Origin of the sequence: Pseudomonas quebecensis, assembly GCF_026410085.1 — a bacterium.
Lineage (GTDB): Bacteria > Pseudomonadota > Gammaproteobacteria > Pseudomonadales > Pseudomonadaceae > Aquipseudomonas > Aquipseudomonas quebecensis.
In genome coordinates, this window is the sequence record NZ_CP112866.1 from 1,935,377 (window position 1) to 1,951,617 (window position 16,241).

Below are 16,241 nucleotides of genomic sequence, written 5' to 3' on the forward strand. Positions count from 1 at the left end.
CCACGTCGCCTGGAATGGGGCCGCTTCGCGGCCCAGCGCGGGGCAAGCCCGCTCGCCACAGCAAGCCCCCTCCCACATTAAGTCTGTCTTTCACCCACCCATCGCCAAACTACCAAGCAAGCTAATTATTCCATTTGACTTTCGCTGCCTAGGCAGTAATATCTCGTCACACATTCACTGCCTAGGCAGTAATAAGGTGACTTCCAATGCCGCACTTCACCCCAGACAACTTCCACAACTGCCACCTCGGCCTGCTGCTGGGCCGCGCCGCGCTCCTCAAGGACCGCATCATCGACACCCATATGGAACCCCACGGCATCACCGCCGCACAGTTCAAGGTGTTGATCATCATGGCCCAGTTCGGCGTCGACACGCCGGCGGAGCTGTGTCGCAACCTGTCCCTGGACAGCGGCTCAATGACGCGCATGCTCGATCGGCTGGAGCAGAAGGGCTTGCTGTGCCGGCAGCGTTCCGAACAGGACCGGCGCCAGGTGCAACTGGTCCTCACCGCCGATGGCCAGCGCTTGGCGGACATGCTGCCGCACATCGGCGCCGCTGCGCTGAATCAACTGGCCGGTGTGCTCGAACCCGGCGAGCTGGAAACCCTGGAACGCATCCTCAAAAAAATTCTGATAGCGGCAGGCGACCCCATCACCCTGCAGCGGGTAGGTAAAGCATGAACACACGCGCCCTTTGCCTGGTGCTCGTGGCCATGAGCATGGCCGGTTGCGCCAACTACAGCGGCCTCGACACCCAGGGCCGGCGCCTTGACGCCAACACCCTGCACACCGAAAAGTCCCTGAGCGGGGTAACGCTCTCCAGCGCTGCCTGGCCGAGCGCCGACTGGTGGAAAAGCCTCGGCGACCCGCAGCTCGACGGCCTGATCAACGAAGCCCTGCAAAACAGCCCGGATATGCAGGTGGCCAGCGCCCGCGCGCACCAGGCTGAAGCCGCTGCCTACGCCGCCGACGCCGCGCGCATGCCCACCCTGGATGCCAGCGCCGGTGTGAGCCGTTCGCGCCTGGCCAAGGACCAGGACCCGCGCGGGCAGGGCGATGCCTACTCGACGGTGCGCAACATCGGCGCCAGCTTCAACTACACCTTCGACCTTTGGGGTGGCCAGCGCGCCGCCTGGGAGGCCGCATTGGGCCAGGCGCGTGCCGCCCAGGTCGATCAACAGGCTGCGCGCCTGACCCTGGCCGCCGATGTGGCCAAGGCCTACAGCGATCTGGGCCAGGCCCATATCGTGAGTGACCTGGCCGAAGAAGACCTCAAGCGCACCCGGCAAATGCTCGAACTGAGCCAGCGCCGCCTGGATTCGGGCATCGACAGCCACTACCAGTACCAGCAAACCGAAAGCCTGGCGGCGAGTTCCGAGTCGCAGTTGATCGATGCGCAGAAACAACTGCAGAGCGCCAGGATCGCCCTGGCAGTGTTGCTCGGTAAAGGCCCGGACCGTGGCGGCGAACTGGCACGCCCGGCCGTGCTCAAGCCTGCCGCCGTGGCGGCGCCTGCGGTGCTGCCCGCCGAGCTGTTGGGCCGGCGTCCCGACCTGATTGCCGCGCGCTGGCGCGTGGAGGCGGCGAGTCGCACCATCGATGCGAGCAAAACCCGCTTCTACCCCAATCTCAATCTCAGCGCGAGCGCCGGCGCCGAGTCGTTGCTGGGCGATGCGATGTTCGGCTCGGCCAGTCGCTTCTTCAATATTGCGCCGACGATCTCGTTGCCGATCTTCGACGGCGGCCGCCTGCGCGCCGACCTCGACGCCCGCGACGCCGACTACGACCTGGCCGTGGCGCAATACAACAAAACCCTGGTGCAAGCTCTGGGCGATATCGGCAACACCTTGTCCCAACTGCGCGACACCGGCCGGCAGATCCAGGCCCAGCAACACGCTACGGACATTGCGCAGCAGTCCTACGACACCGTGGTCCAGCGCTACGGCTCCGGCATCGGCAGCTACCTGGATGTACTCAGCATCGAGCAGCAGCTGCTGCAGGCCCAGCGTCAGCTGGCGAGCCTCAATGCCGGGCAGATCACCCTGTCGATCCAATTGATGCAGGCCCTGGGCGGCGGCTACGGCGCCAGCAATGTCGCGTCGACTACCCCCGCCACCCGCACGGAATAATTCGAGGTATTTGTCATGGCCACTGCCGAACACTCCAACGCCACACCACAACCGAACACCACCAGCAACCCGCGCAAGCGCAAAGTCATGCTGATCGGCCTCGCGCTGATCGTCATCCTGGGCGTGGTCGGCGTGTGGGCCTGGTACGAACTGTACGGGCGCTTCAATGAAAGCACCGACGATGCCTACGTGAACGGCAACGTGGTGGAAATCACTCCGCTGGTCACCGGCACCGTGGTGAGCATCGGCGCCGATGATGGTGACCTGGTGCATGCCGGTCAGGTGCTGGTCAATTTCGACCCGAACGACGCCGCCGTCGGCCTGCAAAGTGCCCAGGCCAATCTGGCGCGCACCGTGCGCCAGGTGCGCGGCTTGTACAGCAACGTCGACGGCATGAAGGCTCAGGTCAATGCGCAGAAAGCCGACGTGCAGACTGCGCAGGACAACTACAACCGGCGTAAGACCCTGGCCCAGGGCGGTGCGATTTCCCAGGAAGAACTGTCCCACGCCCGCGACAGCCTGACCGCTGCTAAGAACGCCCTGACCAACCTTGAGCAGCAACTCAAAACCACCAACGCCCTGGTGGACGACACGGTCATCAGCTCGCACCCCGACGTGCAGGCCGCCGCCGCGCAACTGCGCCAGGCTTACCTGACCAACGCGCGCAGCACTTTGATCGCGCCGGTCACCGGTTACGTGGCCAAGCGCAGCGTGCAATTGGGCCAGCGCGTGCAACCAGGCACGGCGTTGATGGCGGTGATCCCACTGGACCAGCTGTGGATCGACGCCAACTTCAAGGAAACCCAACTGCGCGATATGCGCATCGGCCAGCCGGTGGACATTGAGTCGGACATCTACGGCAGCGACGTTAAATACAGCGGCACCGTCGACAGCCTCGGCGCCGGCACCGGCAGCGCATTCGCCTTGCTGCCGGCGCAGAACGCTACCGGTAACTGGATCAAGATCGTGCAGCGTGTGCCGGTGCGTATCCATATCAACGCCGAAGAGCTGGCCAAGCACCCGCTGCGCGTGGGCTTGAGCACCGTGGTCAACGTCGACCTGCATGACCAGAGCGGCCCGGTGCTGGCGCAACAACCGCCGCAGAAGGCGTCGTTCACCACCACGGTGTATGACCAGCAACTGGCCGAGGCCGATGCCATGATCACGCAATTGATCCATGCCAACAGCGTCGCCGCTCCCAAGGCTGCGCAACGCTGATGAGCAAGGAAGCCTCGTTCACGCCGCCCAGCCTGCTGATGGCCACCATTGGCCTGTCGCTGGCGACCTTTATGCAGGTGCTCGACACCACCATCGCCAACGTGGCGTTGCCGACTATCTCCGGCAACCTGGGCGTGAGTTCGGAGCAGGGCACCTGGGTGATCACCTCGTTTGCGGTGAGCAACGCGATTGCCTTGCCGCTCACCGGCTGGTTGAGCCGGCGCTTTGGCGAGGTGAAGCTGTTCCTGTGGGCGACCATGCTGTTTGTATTGGCGTCGTTCCTCTGCGGGATTTCCACCTCGATGCCCGAATTGATCGGGTTTCGGGTGCTGCAAGGCCTGGTGGCCGGGCCGTTGTACCCGATGACCCAGACGCTGCTGATCGCGGTGTACCCGCCGGCCAAGCGCGGCATGGCCCTGGCGCTGCTGGCGATGGTTACGGTGGTGGCGCCGATTGCCGGGCCGATCCTCGGCGGTTGGATCACTGACAGTTACAGCTGGCCGTGGATCTTCTTTATCAACGTACCCATCGGCATCTTTGCGGTGATGGTGGTGCGCTCGCAATTGAAGAAACGTCCGGTGCACACCAGTTACCAACCCATGGACTATGTCGGGCTGCTCAGCTTGATCGTGGGGGTGGGCGCGTTGCAGATCATCCTCGACAAGGGCAATGACCTGGACTGGTTCGAATCGAATTTCATCATTATCGGCGCGGCAATCTCGGCGATTGCCCTGGCGGTGTTCGTGATCTGGGAAATGACCGACGAGCATCCGGTGGTCAACCTGCGGTTGTTTGCCTATCGTAACTTCCGCATCGGCACCATCGTGTTGATCCTCGGCTACGCCGGTTTCTTCGGCATCAACCTGATCCTGCCGCAGTGGTTGCAGACCCAGATGGGCTACACCGCCACGTGGGCCGGGCTGGCGGTGGCGCCGATCGGTATTCTACCGGTGCTGATGTCGCCGTTCGTGGGCAAGTACGCGCACAAGTTCGACCTGCGCCTGCTGGCGGGGCTGGCGTTCCTGGCAATTGGCTTGAGCTGCTTTATGCGCGCGGGCTTCACCAATGAAGTGGACTTTACCCATATCGCCCTGGTGCAACTGTTTATGGGGATCGGCGTGGCATTGTTCTTCATGCCGACCTTGAGCATCCTGATGTCCGATCTGCCCCCGCAGCAGATCGCCGACGGCGCCGGTCTTGCGACGTTTCTGCGGACCCTGGGCGGCAGCTTTGCTGCCTCGTTGACCACCTGGATCTGGATCCGCCGCGCCGATCAGCACCATGCGTACATGAGCGAAAACATGACCGTCTACGACTCGGCCACCCGCGATGCCTTGCAGGCGTTGGGCGGAGCAGGGCAGAAGGCCTATACGCAGCTGGACCACATCCTCACCAGCCAGGCGTACATGATGTCCACCGTGGACTACTTCACTTTGCTGGGCTGGATGTTCATGGCATTGATGCTGCTGGTGTGGCTGGCCAAGCCGCCGTTTGGTGCCAAGGCAGGGCCGGAAGCGTCCGGCCACTGATTGGCAAAGACTGAAATGCAATCAATTGTGGGAGGGAGTTTGCCGCCTCCCACATTTTGATCTGTATTCACATTGGATCAGCGGTGTTTGAGGATCAGGCGCCAGGCAACGCCAGCTGCGGATTGACGAAGTCAAACGCCGCCAGTTGAAACCCTTGCTCATCCACCTGCAACGCCCAGCCCTGCTTGTCCCAATCCCCGAGCACAATGCGCCGGGCAGCCTGGTCGCCGATCTGCAGCTTGTGGATCGCCGGGCGGTGGGTGTGGCCGTGGACCAGCGTGTGCACGCCGAAGTGCTGCATCACCCGGGGTACTTCCTCGGGAGTGACATCGACAATGTCGTTGGCCTTCATGCGCGTTTGCGCACGGCTTTCGCTGCGCAGCTTGCGCGCCAGCTTGTGGCGGCTGGCCAAGGGCAGGTGGCGCAGGATAAACAGCACAATGGGGTTACGCAGGATGCGCCGCAGCTTCATATAGCCGAGGTCGCGGGTGCACAGGCTGTCGCCGTGCATCAGCAGCACGGGCTCACCGTGCAGATGCACCACGCTCGGGTCTTTAAGCAGGGTGGCGCCGGCGGCTTTGCAGAAGGCCTTGCCGAGCAGGAAATCGCGGTTGCCGTGCATGATGAAAATCGCGGTGCCGCTGTCGCTCAGTTCGCGCAAGTGCGCGCAGATCGAGCGTTGGAATTCGGTCATCCCATCGTCGCCAATCCAGGCTTCGAAGAAGTCCCCCAGAATGTACAACGCCTGGGCGCCACGGGCACGGCCGTGGAGCAGATCCAGAAACGCCCGGGTGATGTCCGGGCGCTCCTCTTCCAGATGCAAATCTGAAATCAGCAATATCACCCAACGATCTCGGCTTTCTCGACGATGACGTCTTCAGCGGGGACGTCCTGGTGGCCGGCCTTGGAGGTGGTGGACACGCCTTTGATCTTGTCGACAACGTCCTGGCCTTCGGTGACTTTACCGAATACCGCGTAGCCCCAGCCCTGCACGTTCTTGCCGCTGTGGTTGAGGAAGGTGTTGTCGGCCACGTTGATGAAGAACTGCGCGGAGGCCGAATGCGGCTCCATGGTACGGGCCATGGCGACGGTGTACTTGTCGTTGGAGAGGCCGTTGTCCGCTTCGTTCTGGATGCTTGGGCGCTTGTCTTTCTTTTCTTTCATGCCAGGCTCGAAACCGCCGCCTTGAATCATGAAGTTGCCGATGACACGGTGGAAAACCGTGTTTTCGTAGTGGCCGGCTTTAACGTATTCGATGAAGTTGGCGACGGTGATCGGCGCTTTCTCGGCGTTCAGCTCGATGACGATGTCACCGTGGTTGGTGGTCAGTTTGACTTGAGTCATGTGCACTACTCTTTTCAGGGAATTCGTGGGTTTGGGCGCGCAGAGCGCCTGACCTGTCTGGCTAAACGGCGGCCAAGGCGCGCAGTTTAGCGTGCCCGGCAGGAATTTCGAGGTGGTTTTTTACCGCCCGTGCATTAAATGCAGCAGTTTTGGGCCACGCTCTGTCAGCGGCTTGACCGCTTCGGCTATGATAAGCCCTTTGTTTTATCTGGCCGCAAACGGCCACGAACCTGTCTGTTCAAGGATCCTATGAGCAAGCCCACTGTCGACCCTACCTCGAATTCCAAGACCGGACCTGCCGTCCCGGTCAATTTCCTGCGCCCGATCATCCAGGCGGACCTGGATTCGGGCAAGCACACGCAGATCGTCACCCGTTTCCCGCCTGAGCCCAACGGCTACCTGCACATCGGTCACGCCAAGTCGATCTGCGTGAACTTCGGCCTGGCCCAGGAATTCGGCGGCGTCACCCACCTGCGTTTCGACGACACCAACCCGGCCAAGGAAGACCAGGAATACATCGACGCCATCGAAAGCGACGTGAAGTGGCTGGGTTTCGAATGGTCCGGTGAAGTGCGCTATGCCTCGCAGTACTTCGACCAGTTGCACGACTGGGCCGTGGAGTTGATCAAGGCCGGCAAGGCCTACGTCGACGACCTGAGCCCGGAACAGGCCAAGGAATACCGTGGCACGCTCACCGAACCGGGCAAGAACAGCCCGTTCCGCGACCGTTCGGTGCAAGAGAACCTCGACTGGTTCGCCCGCATGCGCGCCGGCGAGTTCCCGGACGGCGCCCGTGTGCTGCGCGCCAAGATCGACATGGCCTCGCCGAACATGAACCTGCGCGACCCGATCATGTACCGCATCCGCCACGCCCATCACCACCAGACCGGCGACAAGTGGTGCATCTACCCCAACTACGACTTCACCCACGGCCAGTCGGACGCCATCGAAGGCATCACCCACTCCATCTGCACCCTGGAGTTCGAAAGCCATCGCCCATTGTACGAATGGTTCCTGAGCAATCTGCCGGTGCCGGCTCAGCCGCGCCAGTACGAATTCAGCCGCCTGAACCTCAACTACACCATCACCAGCAAGCGCAAGCTCAAGCAACTGGTCGATGAAAAGCACGTACATGGCTGGGATGACCCGCGCATGTCCACGCTGTCGGGCTTCCGCCGCCGTGGCTATACCCCGGCGTCGATTCGCAATTTCTGCGAGATGGTCGGCACCAACCGCTCCGACGGCGTGGTCGACTACGGCATGCTCGAATTCAGCATCCGCCAGGACCTCGACGCGAACGCGCCGCGCGCCATGTGCGTGCTGCGCCCGTTGAAAGTGGTGATCACCAACTATCCGCAAGACAAGGTCGACAATCTCGAATTGCCGCGTCATCCGCAGAACGAAGCGCTCGGCGTGCGCAAGCTGCCGTTCGCCCGTGAAATCTACATCGACCGTGACGATTTCATGGAAGAACCGCCAAAGGGCTATAAGCGCCTGGAGCCGAACGGCGAAGTGCGCCTGCGCGGCAGTTATGTGATCCGCGCCGACGAAGCGATCAAGGACGCCGACGGCAACATCGTCGAACTGCACTGCTCGTACGACCCGGACACCTTGGGCAAGAACCCTGAAGGCCGCAAGGTCAAGGGCGTAATCCACTGGGTGCCGGCCGCCGCCAGCGTCGAGTGCGAAGTGCGTCTGTACGACCGTCTGTTCCGCTCGCCGAATCCCGAGAAGGCCGAAGACAGCGCCAGTTTCCTCGACAACATCAACCCTGACTCCCTGCAAGTACTCACTGGTTGTCGTGCCGAGCCATCGCTTGGCGACGCACAGCCGGAAGACCGTTTCCAGTTCGAGCGCGAAGGCTACTTCTGCGCGGATATCAAGGACTCGAAACCTGGTGCTCCGGTATTCAACCGTACCGTGACCCTGCGTGATTCGTGGGGCCAGTGATTCTCTAAGGAAGCCGTTGTGCTAACGATCTACAACACACTCAGCAAGACCAAAGAAGTCTTCAAGCCGCTCGATGGCAACAAGGTGCGCATGTACGTGTGCGGCATGACCGTGTACGACTACTGCCACATCGGCCACGGCCGCAGCATGGTGGCCTTCGACCTGGTGACCCGCTGGCTGCGTTTCAGCGGCTATGACTTGACGTACGTGCGCAACATTACCGACATCGACGACAAGATCATCAACCGCGCCAATGAAAACGGCGAGGCGTTCGACGCGCTGACCGAGCGCATGATCGCCGCCATGCACGAGGACGAGGCGCGCCTCAACATCCTCAAGCCGGACATGGAACCGCGTGCCACGGACCACATCCCCGGCATGCACGCGATGATCCAGACCCTGATCGACAAGGGTTACGCCTACGCTCCAGGCAATGGCGACGTGTACTACCGCGTCGCCAAGTTCATGGGCTACGGCAAGCTGTCGCGCAAGAAAATCGAAGACCTGCGCATCGGCGCGCGCATCGAAGTCGACGAAGCCAAGCAAGACCCGCTGGACTTCGTGCTGTGGAAAGCTACCAAACCCGGCGAGCCGAGCTGGGAGTCGCCGTGGGGCGCAGGCCGTCCAGGCTGGCACATCGAGTGCTCGGTGATGTCCACCTGCTGCCTGGGCGAGACCTTCGACATTCATGGCGGCGGCAGCGACCTGGAGTTCCCGCACCACGAAAACGAAATCGCCCAGAGCGAAGCCGCCACCGGCAAGACCTACGCCAATGCCTGGATGCACTGCGGCATGATCCGCATCAATGGCGAGAAGATGTCCAAGTCCTTGAACAACTTCTTCACCATCCGCGACGTGCTGGAAAAGTACCACCCGGAAGTGGTGCGTTACCTGCTGGTGTCCAGCCACTACCGCAGCGCCATCAACTACTCGGAAGACAACCTCAAGGATGCCAAGGGCGCCCTGGAGCGGTTCTACCACGCGTTGAAAGGCTTGCCATCCGTGGCGCCGGCCGGCGGCGAAGCGTTCGTGTCGCGGTTCACCGAAGTCATGAACGACGACTTCGGCACCCCGGAAGCCTGTGCGGTGCTGTTCGAAATGGTGCGCGAGATCAACCGCCTGCGCGAGAGCGATCTCGACGCAGCGGCGGGCCTGGCGGCGCGCTTGAAAGAGTTGGCCAGTGTGCTGGGCGTGTTGCAGATGGAGGCCGATGACTTCCTGCAGGCCGGCGCCGAAGGGCGTGTGGATGCGGCGCAAGTGGATGCGTTGATTCAGGCGCGTTTGACGGCTCGTACCAATAAAGACTGGGCGGAATCCGACCGTATCCGTGACCAACTGACCGCAATGGGCGTGGTGTTGGAAGACGGCAAGGGTGGGACGACGTGGCGGTTGGCTGATCAGGCCTGATTGGCAAACGCCGGATGAAAAACGCCCCGACTGGTTCGGGGCGATCGTTCCCAAGCTCCGCGTGGGAATGCATCCCGTGACGCTCTGCGTCACAAGTGCGCAGGACCTGAGACTCGTGTCGCTGGCGGGACGCGGAGCGTCCCAGGCAGCGCTCCCACGCAGAGCGTGGGAGCGATCACGGGTCCACCGCCATCCGGGGCAAGCCCCTCCCATGGATTAGCCCAATCGATCTCAGATTTATTACAAGGACTGGGCGGAATCCGACCGTATCCGTGACCAACTGACCGCAATGGGCGTGGTGTTGGAAGACGGCAAGGGTGGGACGACGTGGCGGTTGGCTGATCAGGCCTGATTGGCAAACGCCGGATGAAAAACGCCCCGACTGGTTCGGGGCGATCGTTCCCAAGCTCCGCGTGGGAATGCATCCCGTGACGCTCTGCGTCACAAGTGCGCAGGATCTGAGACTCGTGTCGCTGGCGGGACGCGGAGCGTCCCAGGCAGCGCTCCCACGCAGAGCGTGGGAGCGATCACGTCTTTAACTGACCGACCGCAATCGGGGGCAAGCCCCCCTCCCACATTTTTTATCGTGTTCGCCTCAGCGCTCAGCGACGGCTGCTGACCTCGGCCGGCACATCATCACCAGCCATGCGCTTGCGGAACAACGCGGTGCGGGCCAGCAGCAACGTGGTGACCGGCACGGTGATCGACAGCAGAATCGGGATCAACCAGCCATGCAGCACCGGCCCCGATTTGAGCACCGAAAAATAGATGATCGACGCCAACGCCACGCACCACGCACCCAGCGTCGAGGCCAGTGCCGGCGGGTGCATGCGCTGGAAGAAATCCTTCATGCGCAACAAGCCAAGCGCTCCAATCAACGCAAACACGCTGCTCAATACCAGCAGCACCGCGACGACGACTTCCATCCATAACGGCATCATTCAATCACCTCCCCACGCAGCAGGAATTTAGCCAGGGCAAACGAGCCAACGAAGCCGAACAGCGCGATCAGCAACGCCGCTTCAAAGTAGGTGTCACTGGCATAACGAATGCCCAGTACCAGCATCATCAGCATGGCCAGGATGTACAGATAGTCCAGGGCCAGGACCCGGTCCTGGGCCGACGGGCCTTTGAACAGGCGGATCAACGTCAGCACCATGGCCAGCGAGAACAGGAACAGGCTGAGCAGGATCGCATTGGCGAGCAGGGGGCTCATTCGAAGATCTCCATCAGGGGCCGCTCGTAGGTGGTCTTGAAATGCTCGATAAACCGCGTCTCATCATCCAGGTCGAACACGTGCAACAGCAGGATGCTGCGGTCCAGCGCCAGTTCCGACCAGATGGTGCCGGGTACCACGGTGGTGATCATCGACAGCGCCGCCAGGCCGTTGGGGTCGCGCAGGTCCAGGGGGATTTTGATAAAGCCCGAGCGCGGCGGGCGCGAGCCGCAGGTCAGCACGCCCCAGGCTACTTGCAGGTTGGAGACGATCACATCGCGACCGACCACAAAGAACAGGCGGATGATCACGCCAGGGCAGCGGATGTGGATCGGCAGCGGGCGCAACGGCGCCATCAGCAGCGGTGCGAGAAAACCCAGCAGCGCCCCCAGCAACAGGTTGCCGGGGCTGACGGACAGGTTTAACAGCAGCCACAGCAGCCATAGCGCCAGCGACAGCCACGGGGCAGGAAACAGGCGCTTCATGGTTGCACCTCCACGGCGGCGGCCTTGGCTTCGGGGCTGGGCACCGGCCGCGTGGCCATTACCGCCATTACGTAGTGCTCGGGGTTGTTCAGGCTTTGGGCGGTGGCCTGGGTGTAGCGCATCAGGGGTTCGGCCTTGAAGGTCAGGGCGATGCTTAAGCCCAGCAGAAAGAAGATCGGCAGGCATTCATAGCGCCGCAGCAGCGGCGAGGGGCGTTCTTCCGGGGTCCAGAAGCGCTGGATACCCAGGCGCGCGAAGGCAATCAGCGAGGCCAGGCCGGACAGGATCAGCAGTGCCACCAAGCCCCACGCGGCCGGCCGGATCGGCGCGTCGGCACTGGCACCCAGGCCGAGCGGGTTGACCAGCGCGCTCAACAGGCTGAGTTTGCCGATAAACCCGGACAGCGGCGGCATGCCGATGATCAGCAGCGCGCAGGCCACAAAGCTCAAGCCGAGGAAGGCCATGGTCCAGGGAATCACCTGGCCGATCACGGCCTTCTGCTCATCGTCCAGGTTTACGCCGGGCCGTGGGTGCAGGGATTCCATGGCTTTGGGCAGCGCATCGATTTCCTCATCCAGCGGCAGGTCGTTGGCCGAGCGCGAACGCTCGATCAATTCCGCCAGCAGGAACAGCGCACTCAGCGCCAAGGTGGAGCTGACCAGATAGAACAACGCGCCGGCGGTCAGGCTCGGTTGGGCAAAGCCCACCGCCGACAACAGGATCCCCGCCGAGACCAGGATGCTCAGGCTCGCCATGCGCTCCAGCCGCTGCGCCGCCACCATCGCCAGCGCCGCGCAGACGATCGTGGCCATGCCGCCGTACACCAGCCAGTCGCCGCCGAACAACGCCGACGCGCCGGCCTGGCCGGAGAACAGCAGGGTCCACAAACGCAGCACGGTGTACACGCCGACCTTGGTCATGATCGCGAACATCGCCGCCACCGGCGCACTGGCCGAGGAGTAGGCGGGGGCCAGCCAGAAGTTCAGCGGCCACATGCCGGCCTTGGCCAGGAACGCGGTGGCGAGGATCGCCGCGCCAGCGTGCAGCAGGCCGCGATCGGCTTCGGGCACCAGTGGGATTTTCAGCGCCAGGTCAGCGAAATTCAGCGTGCCGGTGACGCCGTAGATCATCGCCGCGCCAATCAGGAACAGCGACGACGCCAGCAGGTTGATCGCGATGTAATGCAGCCCCGACGACACCCGCGCGCGGCCGGAGCCGTGCAGCATCAAACCGTAGGATGCCGCCAGCAGCACCTCGAAGAATACGAACAGATTGAACAGGTCAGCGGTGAGGAACGCGCCGTACAGGCCCATCATCTGGATCTGGAACAGCGCATGGAAACTGGTGCCGGCGCGGTCCCAGCGGGCCATGGCGAACAGCAGCGCACTGACGCCGATGATCCCGGTGAGCACCAGCATCAGCGCCGAGAGCTGATCCACCACCAGCACAATGCCGAACGGCACTTGCCAGTTGCCCGGCAGGTAGACGCCGATCGAGCCGGGGCCGCCTTGCTGCGTCCAGTACAGCAGCAGGATCGCCGTGGCGAGGCCGAGCACACTGGAGAACAGGTTGATACGCGCCTTGAGCGGCCGACGTTTCTCGCTGAGCATCAGCATCAGGGCTGCGGTCAGCAGCGGCAGCAGGATCGGCGCGACGATCAGTTGGTTCACCCACGTCATTCCTTGGGCTCCCGGCCGTCCACATGGTCGGTGCCGGTCAGGCCCCGCGACGCCAGCAGCACCACCAGAAACAGCGCGGTCATGGCGAAGCTGATCACGATGGCGGTCAGCACCAGGGCCTGCGGCAGCGGATCGGTGTAGTGCAGCAGGTCCTGCGGCACGCCGTCCTTGATGATCGGCTCCTTGCCGATAAACAGGCTGCCCATGCTGAAAATGAACAGGTTGACCCCATAGGACAGCAGGCACAGGCCCATCACCACCTGGAAAGTCCGTGGGCGCAGGATCAACCACACGCCCGAGGCCGCCAGGACCCCAATGGCCATTGCGATGACTTCTTCCATCAGGCGGCTCCTTCGGTTGTGACGACTACTTTGGGCTGGTTGCTCGGTTTATGCGCGCGCACCGACTGGTGTCCGAGGGCGGTGAGCATCAACAGGGTCGAGCCGACCACCATGGCGTACACACCCACATCGAAGAACAACGCGCTGGCGATATGGATATCGCCCAGCACCGGCACGCTCAGGTGCAAAGTGTGAGTGGTGAGGAACGGGTAGCCGAAGAACAGCGCACCCAGCCCGGTAAGGGTGGCCGCGAAGAGGCCGAAGCCCATCCAGCGCATCGGCCGCAGGCTCATCTGCGCCTCGACCCACTGGGTTCCGGCGACCATGTATTGCAGGATAAACGCCACCGACATCACCAGGCCCGCGACAAAACCGCCTCCCGGTTGGTTGTGGCCGCGCATGAACAGGTAGAACGACACGACCAGGGCGATCGGCAGCAGCAGGCGCACCAGCACCGCCGGCACCATCATAAAGCCCAGGGCGGTGTCGCTGGCCTGGCGCGGGTTGACCAGGTCGGTGGCCACGTCCGGCGCCAACTGCCGCTGTTGCGGCGGCAGCTCCATGCTTTCCTTGGACGGGCGGAAACGCCGCAGCAGGGCGTAGACCGTCAGCGCCACGGCGCCGAGCACGGTGATTTCGCCGAGGGTATCGAAGCCTCGGAAGTCGACCAGCATCACGTTCACCACATTGCTGCCGCCGCCTTCGGGCAGGGCGCGGCTGAGGTAGAACGAGGAGATATCGTTGGGGGTCTGGCGGGTCAGCATTGCGTAGGACAGCAACGCCATGCCGCCGCCCACCACGCTCGACAGCAGAAAGTCGCGGACCCGGCGGACCCTGGCTCGACGCAAGGTGTTGGGCAGCGGCGAGACCTCTTCGATCCGCCGTGGCAGCCAGCGCAGGCCCAGGAGAATCAGCACGGTGGTCACCACTTCCACCACCAATTGGGTCAGCGCCAGGTCGGGCGCCGAGAACCACACGAAGGTAATGCAAGTCATCAGGCCGCACACGCTGACCATGGTCAGGGCGGCGAGCCGGTGGTACTTGGCTTGCCAGGCGGCGCCCAGGGCACAGGCGATCGCCAGCACCCACAGGGTTACAAACACCACGGAGCCGGGGATTTTCGGGCGGTCGCCCCAGCTAAGGCCGCTGTTAAGCATGGGGATCAGGCCGCCGATCAGCGCCACCAGGACCAATAGGAACAACTGCGGTTGCAGGCGCTTGGTGCTGATGCGTTTTTCGACCTTGCGCACGCCGCGCATCATCATCACCAGGCTGCGCTCGAAGCCGCGCTTGCCGTTGAAATAACTGATAACCGGCGGGTACTTGAAACGACCGCGCTTGAGCTGCTTGCGCAGCATCAGGTACAGCACCACACCGCCGGACATGGCCACCAGGCTCATGATCATCGGCGCGTTCCAGCCGTGCCAGATCGCCAGGCTGTACTCGGGCAGCACGCCGCCGACCACCGGCAATGCGGCGGCGGCGAGGATCGAGCCGACCACCTGGGCCGGAAAGATCCCCACCAGCAGGCAGGTAAACACCAGCAATTCCACCGGCGCGCGCATCCAGCGCGGTGGTTCGTGCGGGATATGGGGCAGGTCGACGGGCGGCGGGCCGAAGAACACATCCACGGTAAAGCGCAGCGCATAGGCCACACTGAACGTGCCGGCGATGGTGGCGATGACCGGCAAGGTGAATTCCACCCATCGGGTCGCTGAGATAAACACCGTTTCGGCGAAGAACATCTCTTTGGACAGGAACCCATTGAGCAACGGCACGCCGGCCATGGACGCGCTGGCCACCATCGCCAGGGTCGCGGTGAACGGAATCAGACGCACCAGGCCACTGAGCTTGCGGATATCACGGGTGCCGCTTTCGTGGTCAATGATGCCGGCGGCCATGAACAGCGAGGCCTTGAAGGTGGCGTGATTGAGGATATGGAACACTGCGGCCACGGCGGCCAGCGGGCTGTTGAGCCCCAGCAGCAGGGTGATCAGCCCAAGGTGGCTGATGGTGGAGTAGGCCAGCAGGCCCTTGAGGTCGTTTTGAAACATGGCGCAGTAAGCGCCGAGGAGGAGGGTGAGGGCGCCGGCACCGCCGACGATCCAGAACCATTCTTCGCTGCCGGACAGCGACGGCCACAGACGGGCCAGCAGGAACACGCCGGCCTTCACCATCGTTGCCGAATGCAGGTAAGCGGAAACCGGTGTCGGCGCCGCCATCGCGTGGGGCAGCCAGAAGTGGAACGGGAACTGCGCGCTTTTGCTCAAGGCGCCGATCAGCACCAGGGCGAGCATCACCGGGTACAGCGCATGCGCGCGAATCTGCTCGCCCGCCGCCAGCACCTGGTCCAGGTCATAGCTGCCGACGATATGCCCCAGCAGCATCACGCCCGCCAGCAGGCACAGACCGCCCGCGCCGGTGACCATCAGCGCCATATAAGCGCCGCGTCGCGCATCGGCGCGGTGGTGCCAGTAGCCGATCAACAGGAACGAGAACAGGCTGGTCAGTTCCCAGAAAAACACGATCTGGATCAAGTTGCCGGAGATTACCAGGCCCAGCATGGCGCCCATGAACGCCAGGAAAAACGCGAAGAAGCGCGGCACCGGGTCGTCCGGCGACATGTAGTAGCGGGCATACAGCGACACCAATGTGCCGATGCCCAACACCAGCATCGAGAACAGCCAGGCGAAGCCATCCATGCGCAGCACGAAATTCAGCCCGAGGCTGGGCAACCACATGAATTCTTCATGGATCACGCCACCGTGGGCGATCTGGGGGTAGAGCAGGGCGACTCGAACGCTGCCGATCAGCGCCACCAGGCCGGCCAGCAGGGATTCGGTATTGCGCGCGTTGTGCGGCAGCAGGGCCGCCAGACAGCTGCCGATGAACGGCAGAAGCAGTAGAACTATCAAGGACATAGGCTTCTAATCTGCGGGAGTTT

At 62.9% G+C, this 16,241-nt stretch carries 14 protein-coding genes and 1 pseudogene; 7 read left to right on the plus strand and 8 right to left on the minus strand.

Annotated elements, in window-relative coordinates:
- Nucleotides 1-206: 206 nt before the first annotated feature.
- Genes OSC50_RS09120 through OSC50_RS09135 form a run of 4 tightly spaced genes read left to right on the plus strand, consistent with a single transcriptional unit; the run spans nucleotide 207 to nucleotide 4,875 of the window.
- Nucleotides 207-680, plus strand: coding sequence for a MarR family winged helix-turn-helix transcriptional regulator (locus OSC50_RS09120; protein ID WP_181080945.1), 474 nt, complete (start codon nucleotides 207-209; stop codon nucleotides 678-680).
- Entirely contained in the window at nucleotides 677-2,128 is a 1,452-nt protein-coding gene (locus OSC50_RS09125) for an efflux transporter outer membrane subunit (protein WP_266247700.1), read from the plus strand. The genes OSC50_RS09120 and OSC50_RS09125 overlap by 4 nt, the downstream gene beginning before the upstream one ends.
- A gap of 15 nt (nucleotides 2,129-2,143) precedes the next feature.
- On the plus strand, nucleotides 2,144-3,346 hold the full coding sequence (locus OSC50_RS09130) for an HlyD family secretion protein (protein WP_181080943.1): 1,203 nt from the start codon (nucleotides 2,144-2,146) through the stop codon (nucleotides 3,344-3,346).
- Complete coding sequence (locus OSC50_RS09135) at nucleotides 3,346-4,875, plus strand: DHA2 family efflux MFS transporter permease subunit (RefSeq protein WP_253508296.1); 1,530 nt, start codon at nucleotides 3,346-3,348, stop codon at nucleotides 4,873-4,875. Before OSC50_RS09130 ends, OSC50_RS09135 begins: the two co-directional genes overlap by 1 nt.
- 94 nt (nucleotides 4,876-4,969) lie before the next feature.
- Here the strand turns inward: OSC50_RS09135 and lpxH are convergent, their stop codons facing one another.
- Together lpxH and OSC50_RS09145 are read right to left on the minus strand one after the other, a co-directional pair.
- Nucleotides 4,970-5,719, minus strand: a complete 750-nt coding sequence (gene lpxH, locus OSC50_RS09140) for a UDP-2,3-diacylglucosamine diphosphatase (RefSeq protein WP_181080942.1) — start codon at nucleotides 5,717-5,719, stop codon at nucleotides 4,970-4,972.
- Nucleotides 5,716-6,219 (minus strand): peptidylprolyl isomerase, encoded by a 504-nt coding sequence (locus OSC50_RS09145; RefSeq protein WP_181080941.1) that lies wholly within the window; start codon nucleotides 6,217-6,219, stop codon nucleotides 5,716-5,718. The genes lpxH and OSC50_RS09145 overlap by 4 nt, the downstream gene beginning before the upstream one ends.
- Nucleotides 6,220-6,468: 249 nt before the next feature.
- Between OSC50_RS09145 and OSC50_RS09150 the strand changes: the two genes are divergently transcribed.
- The 3 genes and pseudogenes from OSC50_RS09150 to OSC50_RS26145 form a co-directional block, all read left to right on the plus strand.
- Nucleotides 6,469-8,169 carry a glutamine--tRNA ligase/YqeY domain fusion protein gene (locus OSC50_RS09150; protein WP_181080940.1) on the plus strand — a complete coding sequence of 567 codons (1,701 nt, stop codon included), beginning with the start codon at nucleotides 6,469-6,471 and terminating at the stop codon, nucleotides 8,167-8,169.
- A gap of 18 nt (nucleotides 8,170-8,187) precedes the next feature.
- Entirely contained in the window at nucleotides 8,188-9,576 is a 1,389-nt protein-coding gene (cysS, locus tag OSC50_RS09155) for a cysteine--tRNA ligase (RefSeq protein ID WP_266247705.1), read from the plus strand.
- Nucleotides 9,577-9,820: 244 nt separating this feature from the next.
- Nucleotides 9,821-9,928, plus strand: a pseudogene (locus OSC50_RS26145) (CysS/YqeB C-terminal domain-containing protein); the annotation flags it as partial.
- A gap of 250 nt (nucleotides 9,929-10,178) precedes the next feature.
- On the opposite strand, the gene OSC50_RS09160 reads toward OSC50_RS26145, so the two are convergent.
- The 6 genes from OSC50_RS09160 to OSC50_RS09185 are packed head-to-tail and all read right to left on the minus strand — an operon-like array spanning nucleotide 10,179 to nucleotide 16,218.
- Nucleotides 10,179-10,517 (minus strand): Na+/H+ antiporter subunit G, encoded by a 339-nt coding sequence (locus tag OSC50_RS09160; protein WP_253508288.1) that lies wholly within the window; start codon nucleotides 10,515-10,517, stop codon nucleotides 10,179-10,181.
- Nucleotides 10,514-10,792, minus strand: a complete 279-nt coding sequence (locus OSC50_RS09165; protein WP_253508286.1) for a K+/H+ antiporter subunit F — start codon at nucleotides 10,790-10,792, stop codon at nucleotides 10,514-10,516. Before OSC50_RS09165 ends, OSC50_RS09160 begins: the two co-directional genes overlap by 4 nt.
- The gene (locus OSC50_RS09170) at nucleotides 10,789-11,277 is read right to left on the minus strand and encodes a Na+/H+ antiporter subunit E (RefSeq protein WP_266247710.1); all 489 of its coding nucleotides are present in this window, start codon (nucleotides 11,275-11,277) and stop codon (nucleotides 10,789-10,791) included. The genes OSC50_RS09165 and OSC50_RS09170 overlap by 4 nt, the downstream gene beginning before the upstream one ends.
- Nucleotides 11,274-12,956, minus strand: a complete 1,683-nt coding sequence (locus tag OSC50_RS09175; protein WP_253508282.1) for a monovalent cation/H+ antiporter subunit D — start codon at nucleotides 12,954-12,956, stop codon at nucleotides 11,274-11,276. Before OSC50_RS09175 ends, OSC50_RS09170 begins: the two co-directional genes overlap by 4 nt.
- Nucleotides 12,953-13,297: a Na+/H+ antiporter subunit C gene (locus tag OSC50_RS09180; protein ID WP_181080932.1), complete on the minus strand. Its 345-nt coding sequence runs from the start codon at nucleotides 13,295-13,297 to the stop codon at nucleotides 12,953-12,955. The genes OSC50_RS09175 and OSC50_RS09180 overlap by 4 nt, the downstream gene beginning before the upstream one ends.
- On the minus strand, nucleotides 13,297-16,218 hold the full coding sequence (locus OSC50_RS09185; RefSeq protein WP_266247713.1) for a monovalent cation/H+ antiporter subunit A: 2,922 nt from the start codon (nucleotides 16,216-16,218) through the stop codon (nucleotides 13,297-13,299). Before OSC50_RS09185 ends, OSC50_RS09180 begins: the two co-directional genes overlap by 1 nt.
- Nucleotides 16,219-16,241 lie beyond the last annotated feature (23 nt).

Coding starts and splice junctions, on each gene's coding strand:
- OSC50_RS09120 (WP_181080945.1), top strand. CDS start 207: ATGCCGCACTTCACCCCAGACAACTTCCACAACTGCCACCTCGGCCTG.
- OSC50_RS09125 (WP_266247700.1), top strand. CDS start 677: ATGAACACACGCGCCCTTTGCCTGGTGCTCGTGGCCATGAGCATGGCC.
- OSC50_RS09130 (WP_181080943.1), top strand. CDS start 2,144: ATGGCCACTGCCGAACACTCCAACGCCACACCACAACCGAACACCACC.
- OSC50_RS09135 (WP_253508296.1), top strand. CDS start 3,346: ATGAGCAAGGAAGCCTCGTTCACGCCGCCCAGCCTGCTGATGGCCACC.
- OSC50_RS09145 (WP_181080941.1), bottom strand. CDS start 6,219: ATGACTCAAGTCAAACTGACCACCAACCACGGTGACATCGTCATCGAG.
- OSC50_RS09150 (WP_181080940.1), top strand. CDS start 6,469: ATGAGCAAGCCCACTGTCGACCCTACCTCGAATTCCAAGACCGGACCT.
- OSC50_RS09160 (WP_253508288.1), bottom strand. CDS start 10,517: ATGATGCCGTTATGGATGGAAGTCGTCGTCGCGGTGCTGCTGGTATTG.
- OSC50_RS09165 (WP_253508286.1), bottom strand. CDS start 10,792: ATGAGCCCCCTGCTCGCCAATGCGATCCTGCTCAGCCTGTTCCTGTTC.
- OSC50_RS09170 (WP_266247710.1), bottom strand. CDS start 11,277: ATGAAGCGCCTGTTTCCTGCCCCGTGGCTGTCGCTGGCGCTATGGCTG.
- OSC50_RS09175 (WP_253508282.1), bottom strand. CDS start 12,956: ATGACGTGGGTGAACCAACTGATCGTCGCGCCGATCCTGCTGCCGCTG.
- OSC50_RS09180 (WP_181080932.1), bottom strand. CDS start 13,297: ATGGAAGAAGTCATCGCAATGGCCATTGGGGTCCTGGCGGCCTCGGGC.
- OSC50_RS09185 (WP_266247713.1), bottom strand. CDS start 16,218: ATGTCCTTGATAGTTCTACTGCTTCTGCCGTTCATCGGCAGCTGTCTG.